This is a genomic window from Streptomyces umbrinus (genome assembly GCF_030817415.1).
GTDB lineage: Bacteria > Actinomycetota > Actinomycetes > Streptomycetales > Streptomycetaceae > Streptomyces > Streptomyces umbrinus_A.
This window is the reverse complement of sequence record NZ_JAUSZI010000002.1, coordinates 193,935-216,650: the sequence shown is the minus strand read 5'-3', so window position 1 is coordinate 216,650 and position 22,716 is coordinate 193,935. Positions and strand designations below refer to the sequence as shown.

Sequence of the window (22,716 nt, the reverse complement as noted above, 5' to 3'; positions counted from 1 at the left end):
GCGGCGGCCGGTGCTGTGCCTGTCCGCCGCCCAGCGCAAGGCCGGCCGTGAACTCGGCTCCGCCGGCGCGGTCGCCGACTCCAAGCAGACCTGCTGTGCACCTGCCTGTCTCACCGCCGTCCTCCTGGTCGGTCTGGTCCTCAACGCCACCCCTCGGCTGGTCCTGGGCCAACCCGATTGCCGCCCTCGCCGTCAAAGGAGGCCGCGACGCCTGGCAGGGCAAGGTTGCTGCGCCCCTTCGCCGCGACGGTTCCGGCCGCGGTCAAGGTGAGCGACGCGTGCGGTTGCGGCCCGGGTGCGCCTGCCGCACATGATCGGCAGCTCCGGTGCTGCTGTATCTCGCTTGCGGCGGGTGTGACTGCGCTTCGCCTAGCGGGCGGGTTCGAATAGTTCGATGAGGTTGCCGGCGGGGTCGGTGAGCAGGATCTGACGCCCACCGGGGCCCGAGACCACATCGCTGAGGAAGGTCAGTCCGGCGCCACGCAGCCGGTCGATCTCGGCGTTGAGGTCGTCGACGGTCAGGTGGATGCGGTTGCCCCCGGCGCCGAGGTCGCTGGGGGTGGCGCGGGCGCCGGAGCTGGCCGGGCCGGACAGCAGCAGCCGCAGCGGCCCGCGGGTCACGTCGGCGAAGGCGGGGGCGGGGTGGCTGTGGAGGGTGAAGCCCAGGTGGGTGGTGTAGAAGTCGATGGCCGCCTGGACGTCGTCGACGAGGTAGCGGACGTTGGCGAACTGGTCGGGCGTGGTCACGGCTGAACCTCCTGTGGCGTGAGGGTGAGCAGCGGCAGCAGGTAGCGGATGCGGGTGTCGATGTCTGCTGCCGTGCGGACGAATGCGGGGTGGCCGACCGGGCCGGGGGCGGTTGCTGCAGCCGGGTCGGGGATGCTCCAGTGCACCAGCCGTGGCCGGTCGCCGAAGTCGGGGCAGACCTCGCGGACCTTGTCGCACAGGCTGATCACGTAGTCGAACCGGTGGCCGACCAGGGTGTCCAGGTGTCGTGGACGCTGCCCGGAGATGTCGATGCCGTGCTGTTCACGCAGGACCTGCACGGCGTCGGAATGGAGGCAGGGTTTGGGGTGGCTGCCGGCGCTGGTCACCTCGACGTGACCGTCGGTGCGGTGGCGCAGCAATGCCTCTGCGATCGGGGAGCGAGCGCTGTTGCCGGTGCATGTGAACAGGACGGTGGGCCGCCTCTCCAGCCGCGCCGAGGACGGCAGCGGCGGGGTGGGGGCGAAACCCAGCGCTGGGTGCAGAGCGGTCCCGGCGTTGGTGAGCGCGTGGGCGCACTGCTGCAGGTCCAGGTGGTAGTAGCTGTCGCGGGCGTCGAAGTTGCTGCGGCGGGCGGTGACCAGCCCGCCGCCGCGCAGCAGCCGCAGATGGTAGGAGACCAGGTTCTGCGGCTGGCTCACCCGCTCCACCAGTTCACGAACCCGGTAGTCACTCGCGGCGAGTTCGGTCAGCAGCTTCCACCGCAGCGGGTGGGCGGCCAGCCGGACGAACGCCGGGGCGGCAGGATCCGAGGGCCTCATGAATCCAAAATACATCAAACTGAATTGATGTACCTTGCCGGGAGCCCCGACGATCAATGCCGGAAGACGGAGGCACGTCATGAGTCAGCCCAGCGAGAGCGTGTCGCCTCAGCTCCAGCGCCGGCTCGGCGTCGGCGACGCCGTCCTGATCGGACTGGGTTCGATGATCGGCGCGGGCATTTTCGCAGCGCTCGCCCCGGCGGCCCGCGCGGCCGGCTCCGGGCTGCTGGTCGCTCTGGCGGTGGCCGCGGTGGTCGCGTACTGCAATGCCTCCTCCTCCGCCCGGCTGGCCACCCGCTACCCGGCCTCCGGCGGCACTTACGTCTACGCTCGCGAACGCCTCGGCGACTTCTGGGGCTACCTGGCCGGCTGGGCCTTCATCATCGGCAAGACCGCCTCTTGTGCGGCGATGGCGTTGACCGTCGGCTCGTACGTGTGGCCTGGTCACGCCCACGCGGTGGCGGTCGCCGCGGTGGTGGCGCTGACCGCCGTGAACTACGTCGGGATTCAGAAGTCCGCGTGGCTGACCCGGGTTGTCGTCGCCATCGTGCTGGCAGTGCTCGCGGCGGTCGTGGTCGCCGGCCTCACGTCGGCGACCGCGGACGCGGGCCGGCTGGGTGTCGGCTCCGATGCCACCGTCACCGGCGTGCTGCAGGCGGCGGGCCTGCTGTTCTTCGCCTTCGCCGGGTACGCCCGCATCGCCACCCTCGGTGAGGAAGTCCGCGATCCCGCGCGCACCATCCCCCGCGCCATCCCGCTCGCCCTCGGCCTCACGCTGGTCGTGTACTCGGCGGTGGCCGTCGCCGTCCTGATGGTGCTCGGCCCCCGGGGGCTGGGCGAGGCGGCCGCGCCGCTGTCGGATGCCGTGCGGGCCGCGGGGGCGGACTGGCTGTCGCCCGTCGTGCGGGTCGGGGCGGCCGTCGCCGCGCTCGGCTCCCTGCTCGCCCTGATCCTGGGCGCCTCCCGCACCACCCTGGCGATGGCCCGCGACCGGCACCTGCCCCACGTCCTGGCCGCCGTGCACCCGCGCTTCCAGGTGCCACACCGCGCCGAACTGCTGGTGGGCGCCGTCGTCGTAGTGCTCGCTGCCACCACCGACGTACGCGGCGCGATCGGCTTCTCCTCCTTCGGCGTGCTCGTCTACTACGCAGTCGCCAACGCCTCTGCCTGGACGCTCACGCCGGACGAGAACCGTCCGCCCCGTATCGTCCCCGCGGTCGGCCTGACCGGCTGCCTGGTGCTGGCCCTCACCCTGCCCGCAGGCTCCGTCGCATCGGGGACCATAGTGGTGGCCGCCGGCATCGCCGCCTACGGAATACGCCGGGCCATCAGCGCCCGCCGGACGTCCTGAGCCGCTCACCCGCACGAGCGGGATGGTGCCCCGAACTCACATGTCCGGGCGGACCCTCGACGTAGGTCCGGACGGTACTTATGAGGTGGACCCGAACTCCCGCTCGTGCCCGACGCGGTCGGCGCTCCGCTCGGTGCGCCGGGAGAGGGCGAGAGCACGCCGGCCGAGGGTCATGGCGATCAGCCCCAATGGGATGGCCCCGATGGCTCCCACCATCCCGTTGCCCGTGCCGGGGCCACCGCTGGAGGTGGCCAGATGCAGCGCCGCGAGGGCCGTGCCGACCAGGCCCACCGCCATGGCCGCCATGGCGCCGGTGCGCGCATTGCCGGTGCTGATACGGCCGGCCATGCGGGCCAGGGCCAGCCAGCCAATGGCCACGCCGATCAGCCCCACTCCGAGGGCCAGGTGGGCCCCCGTCCGCCCGTCGCCGATGACTCCGCCCTCGGCGGCCACCGTGAGGACATCTGATGCACTCATGCCACTCTCCTCCTTCGTGCGTGGCGAATTCCGCGGTTCCCGTTGCGCCTTGAGCGTGCCTGTCGACCACCCTGCTGGTCGTCCCGCGAGTGTCGTCTCTTCGGACTGCCGTCGACATGGCAGTCGACTGCCACGCATGTGGCAGGCGGCGGGCAAGTACCGCAGGTGCGGTAGCCGGCCACTCGTCCGCGGGCGGGACTCGCCCGCACCGGCGTCCGGCTAGGGTGCGCGCATGGACACAGGGCCTTTTCGTGTCCCGGCCGGTGCCATGGACTGGGCGATTGCCGTCAGTGTGGCGGCACTGCTGCTGGGAACCGGGTTGTCCGGGCAGCACCCGGCCGGGGAACGCGAGCTGCTCGGCGCCGTGCTGCTGGCGGCGGGCGGTCTGGCGCTGATCGCGCGTCGTAAGGCTCCGATTGCCGTGCTGACTGTCACCGGCCTCTGCGCGGTGGGGTACGAGGCGGCCGGTTTTGAAGTGCTCGCTGTCTCGTACCTGGTTGCTGTGTACGGCGCCGTGCGGGCCGGGCACCGTGCCCTGACGGTTGCGGCATCCGTGTCCCTGCTCGTCGTCCTGCCCCTCACGGCGCTGGTCTTCCGCGACGGGTCGGCGCCCGAGGCGTTCGCGCAAGCCAGGAACGTACTGGAAATCGCCTGGCTGATCGCCGCCTTTGCCGCCGGGGAGGCGCTGCGGCAGGCCGAGCGGCGGGCGGACGAAGCCGAGCGCACTCGGGAGGAGACCGCTCGGCGCCGAGCCGGCGAGGAGCGGCTGCACATCGCGCGGGAGCTGCACGATTCCCTCACCCACCAGATTTCGATCATCAAGGTGCAGTCCGAGGTCGCCGTCCACGTAGCCCGCAGGCGCGGCGAGCAGGTGCCCGAGACGCTGCTGGCGATCCGGACGGCCGGACGGGAGGCGACCCGGGAGCTACGCGCGACTCTGGAGGCCCTGCGCGACGACGACACGGCCCCGCCGCGGAGTCTCGAGCACCTACCGGAGCTGGTGGAGAGCGCCCGTTCGATGGGCCTGGACGCAACCCTGACCATCGCAGGGCAACGGCACGACGTGTCGGCCGCGGTGGGCCGCACTGCCTACCGCATTGTCCAGGAGGCGCTGACCAACGCCGCCCGGCACGCCTGCGCCACCACCGCGGCGGTCCGGATCGAATACCGGCCCGACGCCCTTGCGGTCCAGGTGGACGACGACGGCAAGGCGGTCCCTGATGACGCCCCGGCTCCCGGCCTCGGGCTGCTCGGCATGCGCGAACGCGTCACAGCCCTCGGGGGCCGGCTGCGCGCGCAGCCGCGCACCGAGCACGGTTTCACCGTCCAGGCCGAACTCCCCGTGGAACGAGCATCATGATCCGTGTCCTGCTGGTCGACGACCAGCCGCTCATCCGCAGCGGCTTCCGTGCGCTGCTCGGCCTTGAAGACGACATCGAGGTGGTGGCCGAAGCCGCCGACGGTGAAGAGGGTCTGGTGCTCGTCAAGGAGCATCTGCCCGACGTCGCGCTCATCGACATCCAGATGCCGGTCATGGACGGCATCGAGGCAACGCGGCGCATCGCCGCGAACCCGGCCCTGGCCGACGTGCACGTCGTCATGCTGACCAACTACGGCATGGACGAGTACGTCTTCGAAGCGCTGCGCGCCGGAGCCGCCGGGTTCCTGGTCAAGGACATCGTGCCGGAGGACCTCCTGCACGCCGTACGGGTAGCCGCCCGCGGCGACGCTCTGCTCGCCCCGTCCATCACCCGCAAGCTGATCCACCGGTACGTCGCCCAGCCGCCCCCCGCCTCCAGTGCCGCGCTGGAGGAGCTGACCAGCCGCGAACGCGAAGCGGTCGCCCTGGCCGCACAGGGACTGTCCAACGGCCAGATCGCCGACCACATGGTGATCAGCCCGATGACCGCGAAGACCCACATCAACCGGGCCATGACCAAACTCCATGTCCGCGACCGGGCCCAACTCGTGGTTCTCGCCTACGAATCCGGCCTGGTCGCCCCGCGCAACGGCTGACAGCCAGCAGTGGTTGCCGACTTCGCGGTGGACGTCCGACCATGCCCCGACCACACCACCGCGACGGTGCTCGCCGCCTTCACGCCTCCTAACGGCCTCGTGCACGGTTGGCCGTGGCCTGTCGAGGTGTGTGGCGTTGCCGGTGTTCACGTTCGCAGGGTGGTCGACGGCGGCGTGCTGTTGGTCTGAGAGCACCGGCGACGGCTTGGACGATGTCACTCATGTGTTCACGGCGGCCAAGGTGGGGGGCGGGGGCCCGCCAGTTCCTTCGTTGCGGGCGTCGCGGCACCAACGCCGCGCACATGAAGGTCGAGAACTTCGGACCGGTCCGCGTCAGCGCCCGGCCGTCCCATACCTCACGGGCGTCCCGCGTGGCTTCCCCTGGCGCGGCGTCGGCTGAACCTGCGGCGCGGGCGTTGCGTATCAATCCCAGAGGGACAGCTCAGGTCTCTGCCACGGGACGGAAGGAGAGCGCCGTGCCCACACCGCCCGCGTCCGACTCACCGGACGACCGCCCCGCGCTGGAGCCCATCCGCGTGCTGCGACCGCGCCGCACCGACGCGCTGGCCCAGCTGCTCGACGAGATACGCCAGGACAAGGACTACCGCAGCCACGACACCGGGGCCGCACCCGTCCCGCACACCCGGACGGGCGACGAGACAGAGCAACTCCCGCCTGTCCTGGGCGGTATGACGAAGGAACTCCCCGCGTCCGACGGCGATTCCTGCCCGCCGCGTTCCGTAGGCCGCCCGCGCCTCGGGCCCGGACAGCGCCGGGCGGCCATGGTGATCGCGGTCGTCGCGGCGGCCGTCGTCGGCTTCGGCTGCTCCCTCCTGATCCCCGGCCGTACCGACGCCACCCCGGCCGCACCCTCGGCGAGAGCGTCGGCCGCCCCGGGCGCGGTCGGGGCCGTCGACGTCCTGACCAACCCCGGCTTCGAGTCGGGCAGCCTCGCGCCGTGGACCTGCACCGGCAACCCGGGTTCGGCCGTCTCCTCTCCCGTCCACGCGGGCTCCAAGGCCCTCCAGGGGACGGTCAGTTCGAGCGACACCGCGCAGTGCAACCAGACCGTCGCGGTACGGCCGAACACCACCTACTCACTCAGCGGCTGGATCCGCGGCTCCTACGTCTATTTGGGTGTGAACGGCGGCGCCTCCACCTGGACCACTTCCCCCTCCGAATACAGCCCACTGAAGGTCTCCTTCACGACAGGCGCTTCCCAGACCAGCGCGACAATCTACGTGCACGGCTGGTACGCACAGGGCAGGTACTACGCCGACGACATCACCCTGGAGGGGCCCAGTGGCGGCGGTGGCGCCTGAAGCGTGTTGCGCAAGGCTGTGAGCTGGGCACCTCCTTGGTGTGGCTGGGGTGTTGAGGGTTGACCGGGTGTGGGTGGAGACGTTCACCGGGCTGCAAGTGACCCAGTTCGCAGGCCTGTTGAAGGTGGTGCGGGAGCGGGGCGGCAATGGCGCCATGCAGGGTCGGCCGTGGTCTCTGCCGCTGGCCGAGCGGGCGCCGGTGGTCGCGGTGTATGACCGCACGAACCTGACGATGCGGCAGTTGGGCCCGCTGTTCGGTGTCAGGTCGTCGACGTGCTCACGGGGGAGCGGGTCAGCCTGCTCGGCGGGGAGTTCACCGCGGATCTGCGCATCGCCCCCGCCCGGCTCTGCGCCGTCGTCCCGCTGACGCACGCCCCGCTGCCGCCCCCGGCCGACTACGCCTTCGGCCTGCATGTGCGCGACATCGCGGACGGCCGCACCGCCGCCCTCACCGCCTTCAACGGGACCACAACCTCTACGGCCTCGACCTCGCCACCGGCACTACACGCTGGCGCCGCCGCCTCGGCCACCACTTCGCCTACGCCCCCAGCGCCCCCGGCACCGGCTTCGCCGCACAGGGCTTCGACGTGCACAGCCCCGAGCGCTACCACCTGTACCTGCTGAACGCCGACGGCTCGCCCGGGCGCCGCTTCGCCCTGTTCGGCCTGGCCAAGAAGGCCACCGACTGGACGAAGGGCGAATGGGGCCACGACTACGGCCTGAGCAACTTCGCGGCCGCGCCCGGCGGTTCCTGGATCGCCACCTCCGGCGACCTGGGCCTCGCGCTCTGGGACAACCAAGGCACCGCGGCGCGCGAGAAGTGGGCGCACGAGTGGTGGAAGACCGGCGAGCGGACGCCGCTGCGGCTCCTCGCCCTCGACGACACCCTCATCACGTTCGCCGCCAACACGATCACCGGACTCGCCGCCGCGGACGGCTCCACCCTGTGGTCGATCGGTGGCGAGGGCGGCTTCGGCGGCGGGGTCGTCAGCGGCGACCGGCGCACCGCCGTAATCTGGTCGGACGCCGACGGCGGCCGCGTGTACGTGATCCGCGGCGGCGCCCTCGTCAACACCATCCCCACCGCCGCCGGCGAGGTCTCCGTCAGTGCCGACGGCTCGTTCCTCGCGGTCACCTTCCGCAACCAGCTCAAGGCGTACGACCCCGCGCGCGGACTGCTCTGGACGTACACCGGGGACGACCTGCTGCGCCGCCCCCGCGTCTCCCCGGACGGCACCCGCGTCGCCGTCGGCAACGAGCTCGGCACCCTCGCCGTACTGTGGCGCGACGGCACCAAGCTGGTCACCAAGGACCTCAAGGCGCTGCCGGTGTCGGCCTGGCTGCCCGACGGCGGGCTCCTCGTCGCCACGTGGACGGGCACCGTGCTCCGCTACACCGCCGCCCTCGACGAACGCCGGCGGACCCGGCTGACCCCGTCGGAGACGGACATCCGCCCCAAGCTCCTCACGCCCGACCCCGTCCCAGCGGTCCGCCGCGCGGGCTGGGGCAACGCCACTGCGACCCAGGACCTGACACCCAACCTGATCAGGACCACCTCCGCGCTCTTGGACGTGCGCCTCGTCAACCCGACCCGGTACGTCGACCTCGGCAAGCAGAACGCGGTCGCCCTGCTCACCGACGGGCGCGCCGACGCACCGGCCAACCCGTGGGTGTCCGGGTCGGTCATCGGCGCCATCCGCATCCAGGACGGGACGGGCAGGAGCTGCTGTTCACCGTCGACACCTTCCGCACGCAGGTCCGACTCACGGGAGTCACCTTCACCGAGGACCCCGCCCACCCCGTGTCGTGGCTGCGCGATGTCCAACTGCAGTGGTGGGACACCAAAGCCGGGCTCTGGAAGGACGGCCCGAAACTCCTTTCCGACGCGGGCGCCGTGCACAGCCACACCTTCGAGGCCCTGTCCTCCTCCCGTTTCCGGTTGCGCACCACCGGCGGCGGCATCTGGCCCGTGGGCAACATCCGGCTCGGCGAACTCGTCTTCCACGGCACCGTGGTGGGCAACTCCCACCGGGACGGTACTGGAAGGGAACGCGCTCGCCGTCCTGTTCGACGACCGGGACGACGACGTGCACGGCATCGTGGAGGACAGCGAGGCGGCCGACATCCAGATCGGCGGCGCGGCCGCGGGGACCAGGTGCCTGCGGCTGAAGAAGGCGGTGGAGCGCTACCCCACGTCGCGGGCACCCTTCGGGCACGCCATGCACGACTGGGACTTCAGGATCGTGGAGAACCCGAGCGCCCCGGGCGAATGCCGCTACCTCCAGTTCGCCTGGAATGCCCTCAGCCCCGCGACCACGGGGATCTGCGTCCGGCTCGGGCCCGCGAAGTCCGCCCCCATCTTCTCGGCGTCCATCGGCGACTCGCACTGGTCACCACAGACGTCCATGGTCGAGAAGCGGTTCGAGGGTCGCGTCCCCGCCGACTGGGAGGTCGTACGCGTCGGCCTGTGGAAGTTCACCGCCGGAGCGGTCAAGGTCGTCGACCAACTCGCCCTGCGCAGCAACGGCGACGGCGCCCTGTTCGACCAGATCGTCCTCGCCCGCACCGAGGCAGCGCTACCGATCCTGCCCTGGCCCCCGTCGACATGACACCCGGTGGGCCGGACGCGCGGCCTGGCTAGTCGCTCGGATGCCGGTATCCCGACCGGTTGTACTGCTTCCAGACGCTCTGGGTCATCATCTGCCGCCTCGCCGTAGGTCCTGGACGACCTCCTCTCAGCCCGGGTCGTCCAGCAGCTCGTAGCCGGCGCGGATGTGCTCGACTATGAGGGCGCGCGGATAGGCGTGATGGTGGCACCCAGCCGCAAGACAGGCGCAGGTCCTGGCGATCATGGAGTTGTGACGCTCTGTAATCATCGGAGAGACCTGTGCCTGCGCTGCCATGTCCGGGCTGTCAGAGCCTCAGGTATACGGAGAAGGCAGAAGGCCCACCACGCCACCAGGGCTACCGTCAGGGTGGGAACGATCGACGGACACGTGATCGCGACAAGCCCAAGAAAAGCCGCCCCAAGGGCAGCTCCGGATTCGTCGGTCTACCCGGCCGCCGGGTCGTCGAGAGATTCTTTTGCCTGCATCATGCACGCCCGCCGACATGCCCGCGACTACGAGCGGGCCGTCCAGCACTCCGAAACCCTGATGGCTGGGCCTACATCACGTTGATGCCCCGCCGCATCGCCCGCGGCATAAAGCGCCCAAAGGGTTAGACCACAACCCTTTCTTCAGTGACCATTACTGCCACTGAATTCATATCGATGAACTTACTCTCGTCCGGGTTCACCAACTCCTTGTAATTCTTGGACGTGAAGAAGGCGTGGTGATCCGCCCAGCTTTCGAACCAGATTTCAGTGAGGCCGTCGTAGGCGGGGCTCGGATACCCTTCGGCGGGTACCGGGTGGGAGACGGTGTACTTCTTCACGTACTGCCGCGCTTCTGGAATGGAGGTGAACAACGGGGCGTGGCGATTTCGGTGATGCTCGACGAATTCCTCGAAGGTCATTCCATCGATACGGTTGATCATGAAAGCGAACTTGATCACGGACTTCTCCTTTTCGTGCTCGCGGACGCGAGAGGTCGGCAACCAGATGCCCTGGCGGCGAATCGCGAGCCATGGGGTTAACCTAAACGCTCACATCGATGTCAAGGGCAAGTCGCCGTGACCCAATGCACACGAGGGGTTGAGATGCGGATCGGTGAGCTGTCCGCCCGGACAGGAGCAAGCCGTCGATCGCTGCGCTACTACGAGCAGCAGGGCTTGCTGGTCAGCACAAGGTCCCCCAGCGGCCAGCGGTGCTACGACGATGGTCACGTCCAGCGGGTGGCGCTGGTTCAGAGCTTCCTGGTCGCCGGAATGTCCAGCAGAACCATCGCTCAGATGGTCCCCTGCATGACGGAGCCCAACATGGACAGAGCCCGGGAAGCTTTGACCGCAATGAATCAGGAGCGAAATCGCCTTTCATCCACAATAGACAGCCTGACTGCCGCCAGAGCAGCACTTGATCACCTGATCAACGTAAATCGGGAGTTTCTGGCGAACGTGGCGGATGACTAGGCCTCGGGCTGCCTGAGTCAACATTCTGGTTCGGCCAGTCGGTCAGGCAGCAGTGCCGCGAACTGGTCCCAGGGGGGTTCGGTCAGCCATGGCGGCAGTACAGGCGCAGGTCTCCCAGGTGATCACAGAGCGTCGCAACTCCATGATCGTCAGGACCTGTGCCTGCCTTGCTGCCGGGATGCCTTACTACGCCTATCCGCGCGGCCTCTAAGGTCCACCAGTTCTCGAAGTTCGGTGGGGCGTCGTCCAACGCGCAGTTGTGGTTGGTCTGCAGGTCGGAGGGCCGGGTCGGACCGGGGACCCGGCGGCGGGACGCCAAGTAGTCCTCCTTGCGCAACGCCCTCGGACGCTGAGGCACGTCGCCCGTGCTGAAGTCGTACGGATGGAGTTGCGGCGCCGCCGGACCACCCGGAGGAGTTCCGGCTCGGAATGCGGACCGAGCCCGATGGTGTTCTGGAAAATCCAGCGCAGCCCCTCGCGGATCGCCTCGCTGAGGTAGCCGGCGAACCAGTAGGCGTCGTCTTCGTAGTACTGCCGGTTGAGGCCGATATGCACCAGATCGGTGTCGTACACCAGCCAGAAGTTGAGGCTTTCGCCGCCGTGGACCTCCGACTTGAGGAGGTAGCAGGCGCGGAGCCGGCTGAGTGGCAGGTGCTCGACCCGTTTGCGGCGCCACGGCATCCCACGTCGGGTGATGGTCAACGACCGGCCGTCGAATGCGAAGGTCCATCCGGAGTACCGCATGACCATGGCGTCAGACATCTGGTGAATTCACCGAGTTCACCGGCAGGCGACAACGGAAGGATCACGGCTCGGCAGGGTGGCGGACGACCGGAACACTGCGCCCTCGGCATGTCGCCCGAGGGCGGGTGGTGGCCGCCGGCCGGCGCGTCAGGACGCCAGAGAGTGTCTCCCGTGGTCGCGTGAAGGCGGTGCTGGCCGGGCGTGACCGGCCAGTGCGGGGCGCGTCAGCGGCGTCGCTGGTCGGCGCGCAGTTCGAAGTCGCCGTAGCTGTTGTCGACCGGGTTGACCGTGACACCGGGCGCGACGACCTCGTCGATGGCGTCGAGCACGTCGGACGACAGTGTGACGTCGGCGGCGGGCAGGAACGCCTCCAGCTGTTCCATGGTGCGCGGGCCGATGATCGCCGACGTGACGCCGGGGTGGTTGATGACGAAGGCGACGGCCAGCTCGATCAGGGTGAGGCCCGCCTTCTCCGCCAGGAGCGCGAGCTGTTCGACGGCGTCGAGCTTGCGCTGGTTGGCGGGGGTGCTCATGTCGAAGCGGGCCTGGGGGCGTGCGGCGGAGGCGGGGCCTTCGGTGGCGTGCTTGCGGTAGCGGCCCGACAGCCAGCCGCCGGAGAGCGGGCTGTAGGTGAGGGTGCCCATGCCGTGGCGGCGCGCGGTGGGCAGCACGTCCTCCTCGATGCCGCGGACCAGGATCGAGTACGGCGGCTGCTCGGTCACGAACCGCTCCAGACGGCGCTCCCGCGAGGTCCACTGGGCCTCGACGATCTGGGAGCCGGAGTAGGACGAGGAGCCGATATAACGGATCTTGCCCTGGTGCACGAGGTCGGAGAGGGCGCCGAGGGTCTCGGCCAGGTCGGTGTCAGGGCTGGGGCGGTGGACCTGGTAGAGGTCGATGTGGTCGGTGCCGAGACGCCGTAGGGAGTTCTCGACCTCGCGGATGATCCAGCGCCGCGAGCCGCCCCGCTGGTTGGGGTCGTCCTGGTCCATGGGCATGAAGAACTTGGTCGCCAGGAACACGTCGTCGCGGCGGTTCGTCAGCGCCTTGCCGACGATCTCCTCCGAGACGCCGGCGGAGTACACGTCGGCGGTGTCGACGAAGTTGATATCTGCGTCGAGGGCACGGTGGATGATCCGGATCGAGTCGGCTTCGTCCTCGTTGCCCCAGGGGCCGAACATCATCGCGCCCAGGCAGAGCGCGCTGACCTGGACACCGGTGCGGCCGAGCGGTCGGTACTGCATGAAGGGGGTTCTCCTCGGGTGTGCTGGATCGTAGTCAGTCGTTGGCGGTCGGGACGACGGTCCCGGTGCTTGCCCAGCTGGCGAGGAGGCTCAGGGCCTCCTGCGCCGGGGAGTCGGGTTCGGGCGTGTAGAAGTTGAGGCGAAGGCCGGGGTCCGCGGGCAGTTCCATCGCCTCGTAGGGCAGGGCGAGATCGCCGACCAGCGGGTGGTGGAGGTTCTTCACCCCGGAACGGTGGAACTTCACGTCGTGGTGGGCCCACCGGCGGGCGAAGTCGCCGCTCTTGGTCGTCAGCTCTCCGATCAGATCGGTGAGCGCCTTGTCGTGGGGTGCCCGGCCCGTCTCGGTACGCAGGAACGCGACCGCGTCGTCGGCGCCCTTGTCCCAGTCGACCCAGAAGTCCTTGCTGGCGGGGTCGAGGAACATGAATCGGGCGCTGTTGGCAGGGCCGCGCTGGGCGAACAGCGAGTCGAAGAGGGGTGCGTACAGCGCCAGCCCCAGCGTGTTCGCGGCCAGGATGTCGAAGCGCGCGTTGCGCACGTACGCCGGCACATCGGTCATCGCGTCGAGCAGGCGCAAGATCGTGGGCCGAACCCGGGACGCCGTCACGGTGGGGCGCCGGCCCGACGGTGTCGCCTCGCGGGCCAGGTCGTACAGGTGAGTGCGCTCGGCCTCGTCCAGCTGCAGTGCGTGCGCGAGGGATTCCAGTACCGAGTCCGAGGCGCCGGAGAGGTTTCCGCGCTCCAGGCGGACGTAGTAGTCGACGCTCATGCCCGCGAGCAGCGCGACCTCCTCCCGGCGCAGGCCCGCGACCCGCCGGTTGCCGCCGTAGACCGGCAGTCCGGCCTGCTCGGGGGTGATCCGGGCACGCCGGGTGCTCAGGAACTCGCGGGCCTCGGAGGCCACGCTCCTCTTGTTGTCTCTGTCTGCCATCGTCCAGATCCCTGAAATCGCTCCGTCGCCGTCTGATCGCGTCCCGGTGGGACGGTCCGGCCCCGACCTACGACGGTCGTGCTTTTGACCTTCACCGTAGGTCCCTCCGCGAGGACCTGCGAGGTACTGCCAGTACCTGGAAGACCAGTGACTACCACCGCTGTGCCCGCGCGGGGTTCTCCCGGAGAGGACCGAAGGCCGGGAGCCCGGCACCAGGCCCTGACCCTGATGCGAAGGACACCACCGTGCGCGCAGTGCTCAAGTACGACGGGTCCTGCGATGCCGCCATGGCGGAATCCACGCCGACCATGGAGGTGCGTGCGCCGGCCGCCTCTGCCGCCCCGGCCCGGGCGACGCTGATCCTCGCGATCATCTGCGTCAGCTACTTCATGGTCATCTTCGACAACTCGATCGTGTTCACCGGGCTGCCGCAGATCCGCTCCGCCATGGGGTTCTCCGGCCACGAGGCCGCCGACATCGCGGCCCGCTCGGGTGCCGCGCTGACCGGCACCGCCGTCCTGCTCGCCCTGGCCCTCGCGGCCACCCGCACTCTCATCGTCCCTACACGTACCGACCCGCAACAAGGGTCCCTGTACGGCCGCGCTCGAACTCGGCTACCGGCACATCGACACCACCGCCGCGTACGGCAACGACGCGAAGCCGGCCAGGCCATCCGCACCTCCGCCGTGCCCCGCGACGACCTCTTCATCGAGACGAAGATCTGGATCAGCGACTGGAACCCGGGGTCGGGCCACAGCCCGGGGAGCCATGGTGGAGGTGGGCCCTGCCTGGGGTTTGGATCAGTGGGTTCAGGTCACGGGCTCCATTGGGGGCGATGAGTGATGTCATCGAGCCCTGCCCAGCCACCCTCGGACACCCGGAGCGCATCTGAAGTCGGCCTGATGGAGCGGTCGTTCACACGGTGAGTTCCTTGGTGATGCGGTCCAGCATGAAGGCCGAGGACTCGTGGGCGCGTTCCTCCCAGGCGAAGACGCAGGCGGTGGCCACTCCGTCGAAGTCGAGGTCGCGGAGTGTGCCGAAGAAGGCGTCCCAGTCGACTTCGCCCTGGCCGATGTCGAGGTGCTGGTGGATGCGGGCGGTCGTGCCGGGCGGGTTGAGGATGTAACGCAGGCCGGAGGAGCCCTTGTGGTTGAAGGAGTCGGCGATGTGCACGTGCTGGAGCTTGTCCCCGGCGTAGCGCATCATCTTCGCGATGTCCGCCCCGACTTCGGAGGCCCCGGAGAGGTGGAAGGAGTGCGGGGCGCAGTAGAGGTAGTTCACCCAGGGCTTGTTGATCGCCCGTACGAGGTCGACCGCGGGGGTGTTCTCCTCGCAGAAGTCGTCCGGGTGGGCCTCGAGGTTGAGGGCGATGCCCTCGCGCTCGAAGACGGGCAGCAGCTCGTCCATCGAGCGCCAGAAGGCGGCCTCGCTCGCGGCGGCGTGCTCGGGGCGGCCGTTGAACTCCGAGTTCATCAGGGGGCATCCGAGATCGGCGGTGATCTCGATCATGCGCTTCCAGTAGCGGACGGCGGCCTGTCGCTCGGTCTCGTCCGGCGAGGACCACTTGTACAGGGGGAGCACGGAGGACAGTTGGACGCCGTGTGTGCGCAGGGAGTTCTTCAGCGTGGCGACGCGTTCGTCGTTGGCGCGCGGGTGCAGGAAGAAGGGCATGAAGTCGTCGCGGGGTGACAACTCGATGTGCTCGTAGCCGAGTTCGGCGACTGTACGCACCATGTCTTCGATGGGCAGGGCGCGGAACATGTACGGGTCGAGGGCGATTTTCATGCGGTGCCTCCGTAGAGTGCGGGCCGGGGCTTGAGGTCGGTGGCGATGACGTGGCCCGACTCCAGGGCCTCGACGGTCGCGCTGGTGATGACGGTGGCCGCGTAGCCGTCCCACGCCGAGGGGCCGGTGGGTTCGTTGCCTGCGGCGATCCCCGCGATCCACTCGCGGAACTCGGTGTCGAAGGCGTCCGAAAATCGGCCCACCCAGTCCGTGAGGACCTCCGTGCTGTGCTGCCCGGCGCTGCGTAGGCCGACCGAGGCCGGGTCGGGCAGGCGGACCAGGCCCTCCTCGCCGACCGCCTCGCACTGGATGTCGTAGCCGTACTGGCAGTTGACGAAGACTTCCAGGTCGATGCGGACGCCCTTGGCGGTCTCGAAGAGCATGATCTGCGGGTCCTTGAGGTGGGCGAACCGTTTGCGGGTGGCGCGCGGGGTGACCACCTGGGTGGAGACGATCTCGTCGTCGAGCAGCCAGCGCAGTACGTCCACCTCGTGCACGGCCGTGTCCAGGGCGGCCATGGGGGAGGTGTACGACTCCGGGACGGTCGGGTTGCGGTGGGCGCAGTGCACGATCAGCGGCTCACCGATGCGACCGGCGTCGATGAGCAGCTTCAGTTGCCGGTATCCGGCGTCGTAGCGGCGCATGAAGCCGACCTGGACCAGGCGGCGGCCGTGGCCCGTCTCCGCCTCGACGATCTTCAGGCAGTCCTCGGCCGTCGTGGCCAGCGGCTTCTCGCAGAACACCGGTTTCCCGGCGGCCACCGCGTTCAGCACGTGTTCGGCGTGGGTCGGGCCCCACGACGTCACGAGGACCGCGTCGACGTCGTCCGCCGCGATCACGGCTGCGCCGTCGGGCAGCACCCGGGCACCGGCGGGCGCCGCAGCTTCCTCGGCGCGGGCCGCGTCGATGTCGGTGACCGCGGTGACACGGGCGCCTGTGACGGTGTGGGTCAGGCGCCGGATGTGCTCCTTGCCGATCCAGCCGGCGCCGATGACGCCTACGCGCACAGTCATGGTTGGTGATCCTTTCTGCGGACCCCGGGCCGCATCGGCCCGGGGCAGGGGAAATCAGGAGAAGCGCGCCCGGAGTTCGGCTTCGAGGGTTTCGAGGGTGCGGCCCTTGGTCTCGGGGACGTAGAGCTTGACGAAGGCGAGCGAGAAGACGCCCGCCACCACGAAGAGGAAGAAGGTGTTGGAGATCCCGATGCCGGAGACCAGGGACGGGAAGACGAGGCCGATGGCGAAATTGGTCAGCCACAGCACCACCGCCGCGACACCCATCCCGAAGCCGCGCATCCGCATCGGGAAGATCTCGGAGAGCATCAGCCAGGTCACCGGCGAGATTGCCCCCTGCTGGAAGGCGAGGAAGGTGACCGTCATCACGAGGACCGCGAACGCCCGGCCGTCACCGGAAGGCAGCACCAGAGAGAAGACACCGATCAGCAACAGAGCTGCTGTTGTGCCGATCTGACCGGTCATCAGCATGGGGCGGCGGTTGACGCGGCCCAGCAGCCAGATGCCGACGAAGGTGGCGAGCACCGAGATGACGCCGTTGGCGATGTTCGCGGTGAGGGCGCTGTCGGCGGTGAAGCCGGCGTCGGTGAGGATCTGGGTGCCGTAGTACATGATCGTGTTGACCCCGGTGATCTGCTGCACGATCGCGATGCCGAACCCGACGAACATCAGCCGGCGCAGCCAGGGCGTGGACTTCATGTCCTGCCAGCCGCCGAGTTTCTGCTGATCCTCCTTGACGGCGAGCGCGGACACCTCGCGAAGCTCGGCCTCGGCTCGCTGCTGGGAGCGGACCTGCTTGAGCACTTCGAGAGCCTCACCGAAGCGGGTCTTGGAGGCCAGCCAGCGCGGGCTCTCCGGCATGACGAGCATGCCGAACCAGAGCACGACGGCAGGGATCGTGGCGATCACGAGCATGTAGCGCCACACACCGCCGGACTCACCGCCGATCCGCGCGATGATCGCGTTGGAGGTGAACGCGAGCAACTGACCACTGACGATCATGAGTTCGTTGCGGGTGACCAGGGCGCCGCGCCGCTCGACGGGCGAGATCTCGGCCAGATAGACCGGCACGGTCACCGAGGCACCGCCGACCGCGAGGCCGAGCACGAAGCGGGCCACCACCATGACGGCGGTGTTCGGCGCGAGCGTGCAGCCGAGTGCGCCGACGAAGAACACCACGGCGAGGACGAGGATCGTACGGCGCCGGCCGCGCGCGTCCGAGAACCGGCCGCCGGTGACCGCGCCCAGCGCGGCGCCGAGCAGCAGCGAGCTGGTGACCATGCCCTCGGTGAAGGGGGTCAGGCCCAGGTCCTCGGTCATGTAGGGCAGGGCGCCGTTGATGACGCCGGTGTCGTAGCCGAAGAGCAGTCCGCCGAACGTGGCGATGACGGTGATGAGTCGCAGCCGCCGCGACACCGCCGGAGGGGCGGCGTCCGTGACCACGGTGGCCGGGGCTTTGGTCATGTCGTTCCTGACGTCCATGGCCGCCTCCTACCGGTCGAGGCGCGGGCGGCGGGTTCCGGTCAGGCCGCAGACGGCCAGGTGCTCGCGGGTGCTGACCGCGATGGGCAGCGGTACCTCGGGAGCGCAGGGGTACAGGTCCTGCTCGACGATGACGAACAACTCGGCGTCGAGCAGGGCGAGTTCGGCCACCACGTCGGCCGGATTCGGTACGCCGGCGGGAGGTGACACGCACACGCCGCGCTTGACCGCCTCCCCGAACGACAGGTCCTCGACGGTGACTTGGGCCAGCACCTCGGGATCCATCTGCTTGATGTGGACGTAGCCCACACGGTCGCCGAAGCGGCGGATCAGGTCGAGGTTGTCGCCGCCGCCGTAGGCCACGTGCCCGGTGTCCAGGCACAGGTTGGTGTAGCGGGAGTCCGACTCGTTGAGCAGCCGCTCGATCTCCGGCTGGGTCTGGATATGGCTGTCGGCGTGCGGATGGATGACGAGTCGTACGTCGTACTCGTCGAGCAGCAGCCTGCCGAGACGGTCGGCGGATCGGCCGAAGCCCGCCCACTGGTCGGCGGTCAGCTCGGGCGACTCGGTGAACGCGCCGGTCTTCTCGTCCCGGTACATGGGCGGGATGAGGACGAGGTGGTGAGCGCCGGCGGCCGCGGTCAGTGCGGCGACCTGCCGGACATGGGCGAGCATCTCGTCCCACGCCTCCGGCCGGTGCAGGGCGCCGAACGCGGTGCCGCCGGAGACCTGCAGACCACGGGCGTCGAGGTCGGCCTTCAGGCGCTGCGGGTCGGTGGGGAGGTAGCCGTACGGGCCGAGCTCCAGCCACTGGTAGCCGGCCGTGGCCAGTTCGTCGAGGAAGCGGGTGTACGGCACCTGGTGCTCGTCCTCGGGGAACCAGATGCCCCAGGAGTCGGGGGCGGAGCCCAGGCAGAGGTTGCCGGCGATGGTGCGGAGCGGACCTGGCGCCATTGCCATGACATGTCCCTTCACCCCGAGATCGGGAGTTTCGCGGTGCTTGCTGTCGCGCTCTACTAGCGCGCTCTAGTGCGAGTACGATGACCCTGGTCCAAATGTCATGTCAATAGTCTGTTGCCGGGAGATTTCGAGCCCGCTGGTCACGGTGGGCGGTGTCGAAGGGTGGGTTCACACGTGGATGCATCGGGCAGGCAGCGGCCCACGATGGCGGACGTCGCCGAGAAGGCCGGTGTCTCCAGGGCGCTCGTCTCGATCATTTTCCGCAACCAGCCGGGGGCCGGCGAGGAGACCCGACAGCGGGTGCTGCGGGTCGCCGACGAGATCGGCTACCGCCCCGACAGCGCGGCCCGGCTGCTGGCCCGCGGCCGCAGCCGCACGCTCGGCGTGATGTTCACCGTGCACCAGACCTTCCACACCGACCTCATCGAGGGCATCTACGCCGAGGTAGAGCGCCTCGGTTACGAGGTGCTGCTGTCGGGCGCCACGCAGGGCCGCAGCGAGGAGAAGGCCGTGGAAGCACTGCTCAGTCACCGCTGCGAGGCGGTGATCCTGCTCGGCTCCTTTGCGGAGCCCTCCTTCCTCGACGAACTGGGGCGCCGTACGGTCGCCGTCTCCGTCAGCCGCCGGGTTCCGCACGCCCACGTCGACTTCGTCCACACCGCCGAGGGCAAGGGCGTACGGCAGGCCATGGACCACCTCGTCGAGTTGAGGCACCGCCGGATCGTGCACATCGACGGTGGCACCGGCCCCGGCTCGGCCGAGCGGCGCCGCGCCTACCGGGCGGCGATGCGGCGCCACGGACTGGAGTCCGAGGCGCGTGTCATCCCCGGTGACCACACGGAGCAGTCGGGCATCGAGACCGGCCGTCTGCTCCTCGCGGAACGAGACCAGGGGCAGCCTCTGCCTACCGCGGTCCTCGCCGGCAACGACCGTTGCGCGATGGGTCTGTTGATGAGCCTCACCAGGGCAGGCGTCGAGGTGCCGCGCGATCTCTCAGTCGTCGGCTACGACGACAGCCACCTCTCCCACCTGATGCCGATCGGCCTGACCACCGTCCGTCAGGACGCGGGGCTCATGGCGGAGTACGCGGTGCGCTTCGCGGTGGAGCGGCTGGAGAAGCCGGAACGGGAGCCGAGGGAAGCGGTGTTGGACCCGCAGCTGGTGGTCCGGGGGAGCAGCGGGCCGACCCCGGAACCGCCGGCCTGAGAGACGGACGTACGGTTCCGGGGCTGGGCGGTGCCGGTTACGGCGTTCCCCTGGCCGCGAACTCGGCCGCGGCGTCCACGTTGTCCCTCCCATGGCATCATGCCGGCCATCGCCCGCAGGGACACTCCGCGCGCCACCGGTCCGGGCGCCTACCGACCGCTGGCCGAGCGGCCCTTCGCGTGGCTCCACGGCCTGGGACGGCACGAAACTCCAGACCAGCGCGTTGGTCCTGCGCGACTTCGCGAGATGCCCCGCGCTGCGACTCTCCGCAAGCCCTCAGCTGCGCCGTCTGTGGCCCGTCTCTCTGTCCCCGCCCTCATCTACCAAGAGCAATCGGAGGTCGGCTCGTTAGGGTCGGAGGCCTGACGACACCCCCTGCCGGCAGTGCCTTTGACATGCTCCGCCTCGACGCTGTGCCCGACCAGGGGGCATTGCGCAAGGTCTGCGCACTCCCCAGCGACGCGGCCGTGCGGAAACAGATGACGGAACTCACCGAGCAGACCCGGCGGTTGATCGGTTGTTCATCTCTGGTTCTGGTGGCCGGCGCGGACGCCGAGGGCAATTGGACGTCTCGCCGCGCGGCGGCCCCGCCGGGTTCGTCGCCGTCCTGGACGCACGGACGGTGGCGATTCCGGACGCGACCGGCAACAAGCGGCTGGACATCGTGCAGAACGTCATCGCCACCGGACGGGCCGGGCTGCTGTTCGTCATCCCCGGGCGGGCCACCACCCTGCGGGTCAACGGCCGGGCTGTCGTCTCCACCCGCTCGGAGCTGCCGTCGAAGCTGACCGCCGTGGGCAAGCCGTCGGCCACCGCCCTGCGCTGCGACCTGGTCGTCGGCCGGACAGCGGATCGCCGCGCCCCGGTGCCCGGGTGCCTGAACTCTCCGTAGGGCTTGGTCCTGCGGAGTTCTGCCAGTCTGTCGCCGGTGGACGCGGCGGTGCTCTGTCCTCGCCGACCGCGCCTACCTGGGAGCCGGGCCGTGGGTGACGACATCCCTCAGACGCCCGCCAGGCCGCGACCTCCCACCAACCCGGCGAACCGCCAATCGCGCACTTTCGGCAGCACGGGCACCAGCGGAGCGGGGCGTAGCCCGTCCGCAGTCATGGCGCATCTTCCGTAGAGCCCGGTGCAGCCCGAATCGCAAGCCGTCAATTGCCTCGGCTGTCCTCACCCTGGGGCGGCAACGCTGACAGAGCTCTGTGACGGCCTGAGGGGACATGGCGAACCTGATCAACTACCTGTCGGCCGTGCCGGTGCCCCTACCGCGGACGGCTCTGCACGGAGCGGGCGGTGTCTCGCGTGCTGCTCGGCGTCAACATCGGCCCCAGCCTCACTCACGTACGCGCGCTCCCTGGCTACCGTGCTGTGGCGGCGTATCGTGCGCAACCACGACACTGATGTGGGACTGGGCGAGTCCATCCGGCTCGGCCTGTACGCGGTGCCCGCCGCCCTCGCCTGTTCGACGCCGGCGTTGGGGACGTCGCTGCGTCTGATCGGAGCATGACCTACGTGGGAGTCGGAAGGTGAGCGAATGGCCGTCATCGCGTGGATCGTCGAAGGCACCTGGCCCGCCGTCGTGGACGCCACTCTCACTCATGCTTCTGAGGATGCCGAGATCGTCCTGCTCCATGTGACGGGCCATGAGATCCCGGGCATCGCGCACGGTGCCTTCGCCGGCCTGCTCGGCCGTGGCCACCCCGAACGCGACCCCGGCACCCGCCTGGAACACCTCGCCGCCACGGCCGCCAACCAGCTCCTCCTGGATGCCGCCGACCGCCTGGGTCGCCCCTGCACCCGGATAGAGCGCACCGGCCGCATCGAGCAGGAGGTCGTGCTCGCCGCGCAGGGCGCGGAGTTGCTCATCGTCGCCCGTGACGGCGACCGCAGCCGCCTGGGCCCCAAGAGCCTGGCCCCGGCCGACCGCTTCGTCGTCGACCATGCCCCCTGCCCCGTACTCCTGATCTGGCCCGAACCGGCACCCGACCTCGCCGACCTCCCGCAGCCGCCGCACCACCGGTAGCGCCACATCACCGCCTCCGTCGAGGCGCGCTGTCTTCCTGAATCCATCAGCCGAACCGGATTTCCGTCAGCGCTCAGCCGAATCCAGGTGCCGCATCGCGTATCCGCGCTCTTCCGGGTGCCGCGCCGGCCGGGCATCGCCCAGTGCGGAGAACTGATTCCAGAACACAGCCGCCGCAGCCCGACGGTGCGTCGCGGAAGCGAACGCGAGACCAAACGAACGGTAATCAAGGAAGAGCACGAGACGGAGCGTGCACGAATCGCTGCCGATATTGAGCGTGAGCGGATCCGGCGTGGCGTGACAGGACAAGAGGAATTTCCTGATGCCTCTACCGATGAGGGTGAGGCGCCAGGAGCAGTATGAGCCCTTGGTCCGGATCAGTGATGGCCCTCTTCGTACGCCCGGGCCTGCTCCTCCAGCCGAGCGTTGTACTCCGCGATGATGCCGGCAGCGTCACGGATGGCCTCTTGCTCGTCGGGCAGGGGCTCATGCCGCACAGCGGTACCCAGGCAGTCGAGGCCATGCCCGCGCGGCCCCGCGGCTCGACAGCACCCAGGGGTGCGGCCGC

The 22,716-nt window shown here is 69.5% G+C and carries 22 protein-coding genes and 7 pseudogenes; 16 read left to right on the top strand and 13 right to left on the bottom strand.

Going from position 1 to position 22,716, the window contains the following annotated elements; translation table 11 throughout:
* Positions 1 to 19: 19 nt before the first annotated feature.
* A pseudogene (locus QF035_RS01585) lies at positions 20 to 314 on the top strand (cation transporter); the annotation flags it as partial.
* A gap of 55 nt (positions 315 to 369) precedes the next feature.
* Here the strand turns inward: QF035_RS01585 and QF035_RS01580 are convergent.
* Together QF035_RS01580 and QF035_RS01575 are read right to left on the bottom strand one after the other, a co-directional pair.
* On the bottom strand, positions 370 to 747 hold the full coding sequence (locus QF035_RS01580; protein WP_307517629.1) for a VOC family protein: 378 nt from the start codon (positions 745 to 747) through the stop codon (positions 370 to 372).
* Positions 744 to 1,526 carry an arsenate reductase/protein-tyrosine-phosphatase family protein gene (locus QF035_RS01575; RefSeq protein ID WP_307517627.1) on the bottom strand — a complete coding sequence of 261 codons (783 nt, stop codon included), beginning with the start codon at positions 1,524 to 1,526 and terminating at the stop codon, positions 744 to 746. Before QF035_RS01575 ends, QF035_RS01580 begins: the two co-directional genes overlap by 4 nt.
* A gap of 79 nt (positions 1,527 to 1,605) precedes the next feature.
* Here QF035_RS01575 and QF035_RS01570 point away from each other — a divergent pair, with 79 nt between their 5' ends.
* Positions 1,606 to 2,877: an APC family permease gene (locus QF035_RS01570; RefSeq protein WP_307517625.1), complete on the top strand. Its 1,272-nt coding sequence runs from the start codon at positions 1,606 to 1,608 to the stop codon at positions 2,875 to 2,877.
* Positions 2,878 to 2,955: 78 nt separating this feature from the next.
* Here QF035_RS01570 and QF035_RS01565 read toward each other — a convergent pair whose 3' ends face one another.
* On the bottom strand, positions 2,956 to 3,354 hold the full coding sequence (locus QF035_RS01565) for a DUF6223 family protein (RefSeq protein WP_307517624.1): 399 nt from the start codon (positions 3,352 to 3,354) through the stop codon (positions 2,956 to 2,958).
* Between the two features lie 232 nt (positions 3,355 to 3,586).
* Here QF035_RS01565 and QF035_RS01560 point away from each other — a divergent pair, with 232 nt between their 5' ends.
* From QF035_RS01560 to QF035_RS01535, 6 genes and pseudogenes are all read left to right on the top strand, one after another.
* Positions 3,587 to 4,714, top strand: a complete 1,128-nt coding sequence (locus tag QF035_RS01560; RefSeq protein ID WP_307517623.1) for a sensor histidine kinase — start codon at positions 3,587 to 3,589, stop codon at positions 4,712 to 4,714.
* Positions 4,711 to 5,370: a response regulator gene (locus QF035_RS01555; protein ID WP_307517622.1), complete on the top strand. Its 660-nt coding sequence runs from the start codon at positions 4,711 to 4,713 to the stop codon at positions 5,368 to 5,370. Before QF035_RS01560 ends, QF035_RS01555 begins: the two co-directional genes overlap by 4 nt.
* Positions 5,371 to 6,245: 875 nt before the next feature.
* Positions 6,246 to 6,686 (top strand): annotated as a pseudogene (locus tag QF035_RS01550) (carbohydrate binding domain-containing protein); the annotation flags it as partial.
* 46 nt (positions 6,687 to 6,732) lie between these two features.
* Positions 6,733 to 6,975, top strand: a pseudogene (locus tag QF035_RS01545) (transposase family protein); the annotation flags it as partial.
* Complete coding sequence (locus tag QF035_RS01540) at positions 6,966 to 7,316, top strand: hypothetical protein (RefSeq protein ID WP_307532035.1); 351 nt, start codon at positions 6,966 to 6,968, stop codon at positions 7,314 to 7,316. The pseudogene QF035_RS01545 and the gene QF035_RS01540, both read left to right, overlap by 10 nt.
* Complete coding sequence (locus QF035_RS01535; RefSeq protein ID WP_307517621.1) at positions 7,280 to 9,301, top strand: WD40 repeat domain-containing protein; 2,022 nt, start codon at positions 7,280 to 7,282, stop codon at positions 9,299 to 9,301. Before QF035_RS01540 ends, QF035_RS01535 begins: the two co-directional genes overlap by 37 nt.
* A gap of 126 nt (positions 9,302 to 9,427) precedes the next feature.
* On the opposite strand, the gene QF035_RS01530 is transcribed toward QF035_RS01535, so the two are convergent.
* Positions 9,428 to 9,568 (bottom strand): hypothetical protein, encoded by a 141-nt coding sequence (locus tag QF035_RS01530; protein WP_307517620.1) that lies wholly within the window; start codon positions 9,566 to 9,568, stop codon positions 9,428 to 9,430.
* A gap of 143 nt (positions 9,569 to 9,711) precedes the next feature.
* On the opposite strand from QF035_RS01530, the pseudogene QF035_RS01525 reads away from it, so the two are divergent.
* A pseudogene (locus QF035_RS01525) lies at positions 9,712 to 9,891 on the top strand (IS5-like element IS4811 family transposase); the annotation flags it as partial.
* Between the two features lie 20 nt (positions 9,892 to 9,911).
* Here the strand turns inward: QF035_RS01525 and QF035_RS01520 are convergent.
* Positions 9,912 to 10,247: an EthD domain-containing protein gene (locus QF035_RS01520; RefSeq protein ID WP_307517619.1), complete on the bottom strand. Its 336-nt coding sequence runs from the start codon at positions 10,245 to 10,247 to the stop codon at positions 9,912 to 9,914.
* Positions 10,248 to 10,391: 144 nt separating this feature from the next.
* Between QF035_RS01520 and QF035_RS01515 the strand changes: the two genes are divergently transcribed.
* Positions 10,392 to 10,760, top strand: a complete 369-nt coding sequence (locus tag QF035_RS01515) for a MerR family transcriptional regulator (protein WP_307517618.1) — start codon at positions 10,392 to 10,394, stop codon at positions 10,758 to 10,760.
* A gap of 207 nt (positions 10,761 to 10,967) precedes the next feature.
* On the opposite strand, the gene QF035_RS01510 is transcribed toward QF035_RS01515, so the two are convergent.
* The 3 genes from QF035_RS01510 to QF035_RS01500 form a co-directional block, all read right to left on the bottom strand.
* Positions 10,968 to 11,522, bottom strand: a complete 555-nt coding sequence (locus QF035_RS01510) for a hypothetical protein (protein WP_307517617.1) — start codon at positions 11,520 to 11,522, stop codon at positions 10,968 to 10,970.
* Positions 11,523 to 11,728: 206 nt separating this feature from the next.
* Positions 11,729 to 12,748, bottom strand: a complete 1,020-nt coding sequence (locus tag QF035_RS01505; protein WP_307517616.1) for an aldo/keto reductase — start codon at positions 12,746 to 12,748, stop codon at positions 11,729 to 11,731.
* 34 nt (positions 12,749 to 12,782) lie between these two features.
* Entirely contained in the window at positions 12,783 to 13,679 is an 897-nt protein-coding gene (locus tag QF035_RS01500) for a helix-turn-helix transcriptional regulator (RefSeq protein WP_307517614.1), read from the bottom strand.
* 245 nt (positions 13,680 to 13,924) lie between these two features.
* Between QF035_RS01500 and QF035_RS01495 the strand changes: the two genes are divergently transcribed.
* Entirely contained in the window at positions 13,925 to 14,518 is a 594-nt protein-coding gene (locus QF035_RS01495) for a hypothetical protein (protein ID WP_307517613.1), read from the top strand.
* Positions 14,519 to 14,594: 76 nt separating this feature from the next.
* Here QF035_RS01495 and QF035_RS01490 read toward each other — a convergent pair whose 3' ends face one another.
* The 4 genes from QF035_RS01490 to QF035_RS01475 are packed head-to-tail and all read right to left on the bottom strand — an operon-like array spanning position 14,595 to position 18,919.
* Positions 14,595 to 15,464 carry a sugar phosphate isomerase/epimerase family protein gene (locus QF035_RS01490; protein WP_307517611.1) on the bottom strand — a complete coding sequence of 290 codons (870 nt, stop codon included), beginning with the start codon at positions 15,462 to 15,464 and terminating at the stop codon, positions 14,595 to 14,597.
* Positions 15,461 to 16,477: a Gfo/Idh/MocA family oxidoreductase gene (locus QF035_RS01485; protein ID WP_307517609.1), complete on the bottom strand. Its 1,017-nt coding sequence runs from the start codon at positions 16,475 to 16,477 to the stop codon at positions 15,461 to 15,463. The genes QF035_RS01490 and QF035_RS01485 overlap by 4 nt, the downstream gene beginning before the upstream one ends.
* A 54-nt stretch (positions 16,478 to 16,531) precedes the next feature.
* The gene (locus QF035_RS01480) at positions 16,532 to 17,959 is read right to left on the bottom strand and encodes a sugar porter family MFS transporter (protein ID WP_307517607.1); all 1,428 of its coding nucleotides are present in this window, start codon (positions 17,957 to 17,959) and stop codon (positions 16,532 to 16,534) included.
* A gap of 9 nt (positions 17,960 to 17,968) precedes the next feature.
* Positions 17,969 to 18,919 carry a TIM barrel protein gene (locus tag QF035_RS01475; protein ID WP_307517606.1) on the bottom strand — a complete coding sequence of 317 codons (951 nt, stop codon included), beginning with the start codon at positions 18,917 to 18,919 and terminating at the stop codon, positions 17,969 to 17,971.
* Positions 18,920 to 19,123: 204 nt separating this feature from the next.
* On the opposite strand from QF035_RS01475, the gene QF035_RS01470 reads away from it, so the two are divergent.
* The 5 genes and pseudogenes from QF035_RS01470 to QF035_RS01450 all read left to right on the top strand — a co-directional run bounded on the left by QF035_RS01470 (position 19,124) and on the right by QF035_RS01450 (position 22,148).
* Positions 19,124 to 20,125, top strand: coding sequence for a LacI family DNA-binding transcriptional regulator (locus tag QF035_RS01470; protein ID WP_307530823.1), 1,002 nt, complete (start codon positions 19,124 to 19,126; stop codon positions 20,123 to 20,125).
* Between the two features lie 362 nt (positions 20,126 to 20,487).
* Positions 20,488 to 20,945 (top strand): annotated as a pseudogene (locus QF035_RS01465) (pyridoxamine 5'-phosphate oxidase family protein); the annotation flags it as partial.
* A 124-nt stretch (positions 20,946 to 21,069) separates the two neighbouring features.
* Positions 21,070 to 21,318: pseudogene (locus QF035_RS01460) on the top strand (transposase family protein); the annotation flags it as partial.
* A gap of 27 nt (positions 21,319 to 21,345) precedes the next feature.
* A pseudogene (locus QF035_RS55590) lies at positions 21,346 to 21,632 on the top strand (arsenic transporter); the annotation flags it as partial.
* A 27-nt stretch (positions 21,633 to 21,659) separates the two neighbouring features.
* The gene (locus tag QF035_RS01450) at positions 21,660 to 22,148 is read left to right on the top strand and encodes a universal stress protein (RefSeq protein WP_307517604.1); all 489 of its coding nucleotides are present in this window, start codon (positions 21,660 to 21,662) and stop codon (positions 22,146 to 22,148) included.
* Positions 22,149 to 22,214: 66 nt separating this feature from the next.
* Here QF035_RS01450 and QF035_RS01445 read toward each other — a convergent pair whose 3' ends face one another.
* Positions 22,215 to 22,457: a hypothetical protein gene (locus QF035_RS01445; RefSeq protein WP_307517602.1), complete on the bottom strand. Its 243-nt coding sequence runs from the start codon at positions 22,455 to 22,457 to the stop codon at positions 22,215 to 22,217.
* Positions 22,458 to 22,716: the final 259 nt, after the last annotated feature.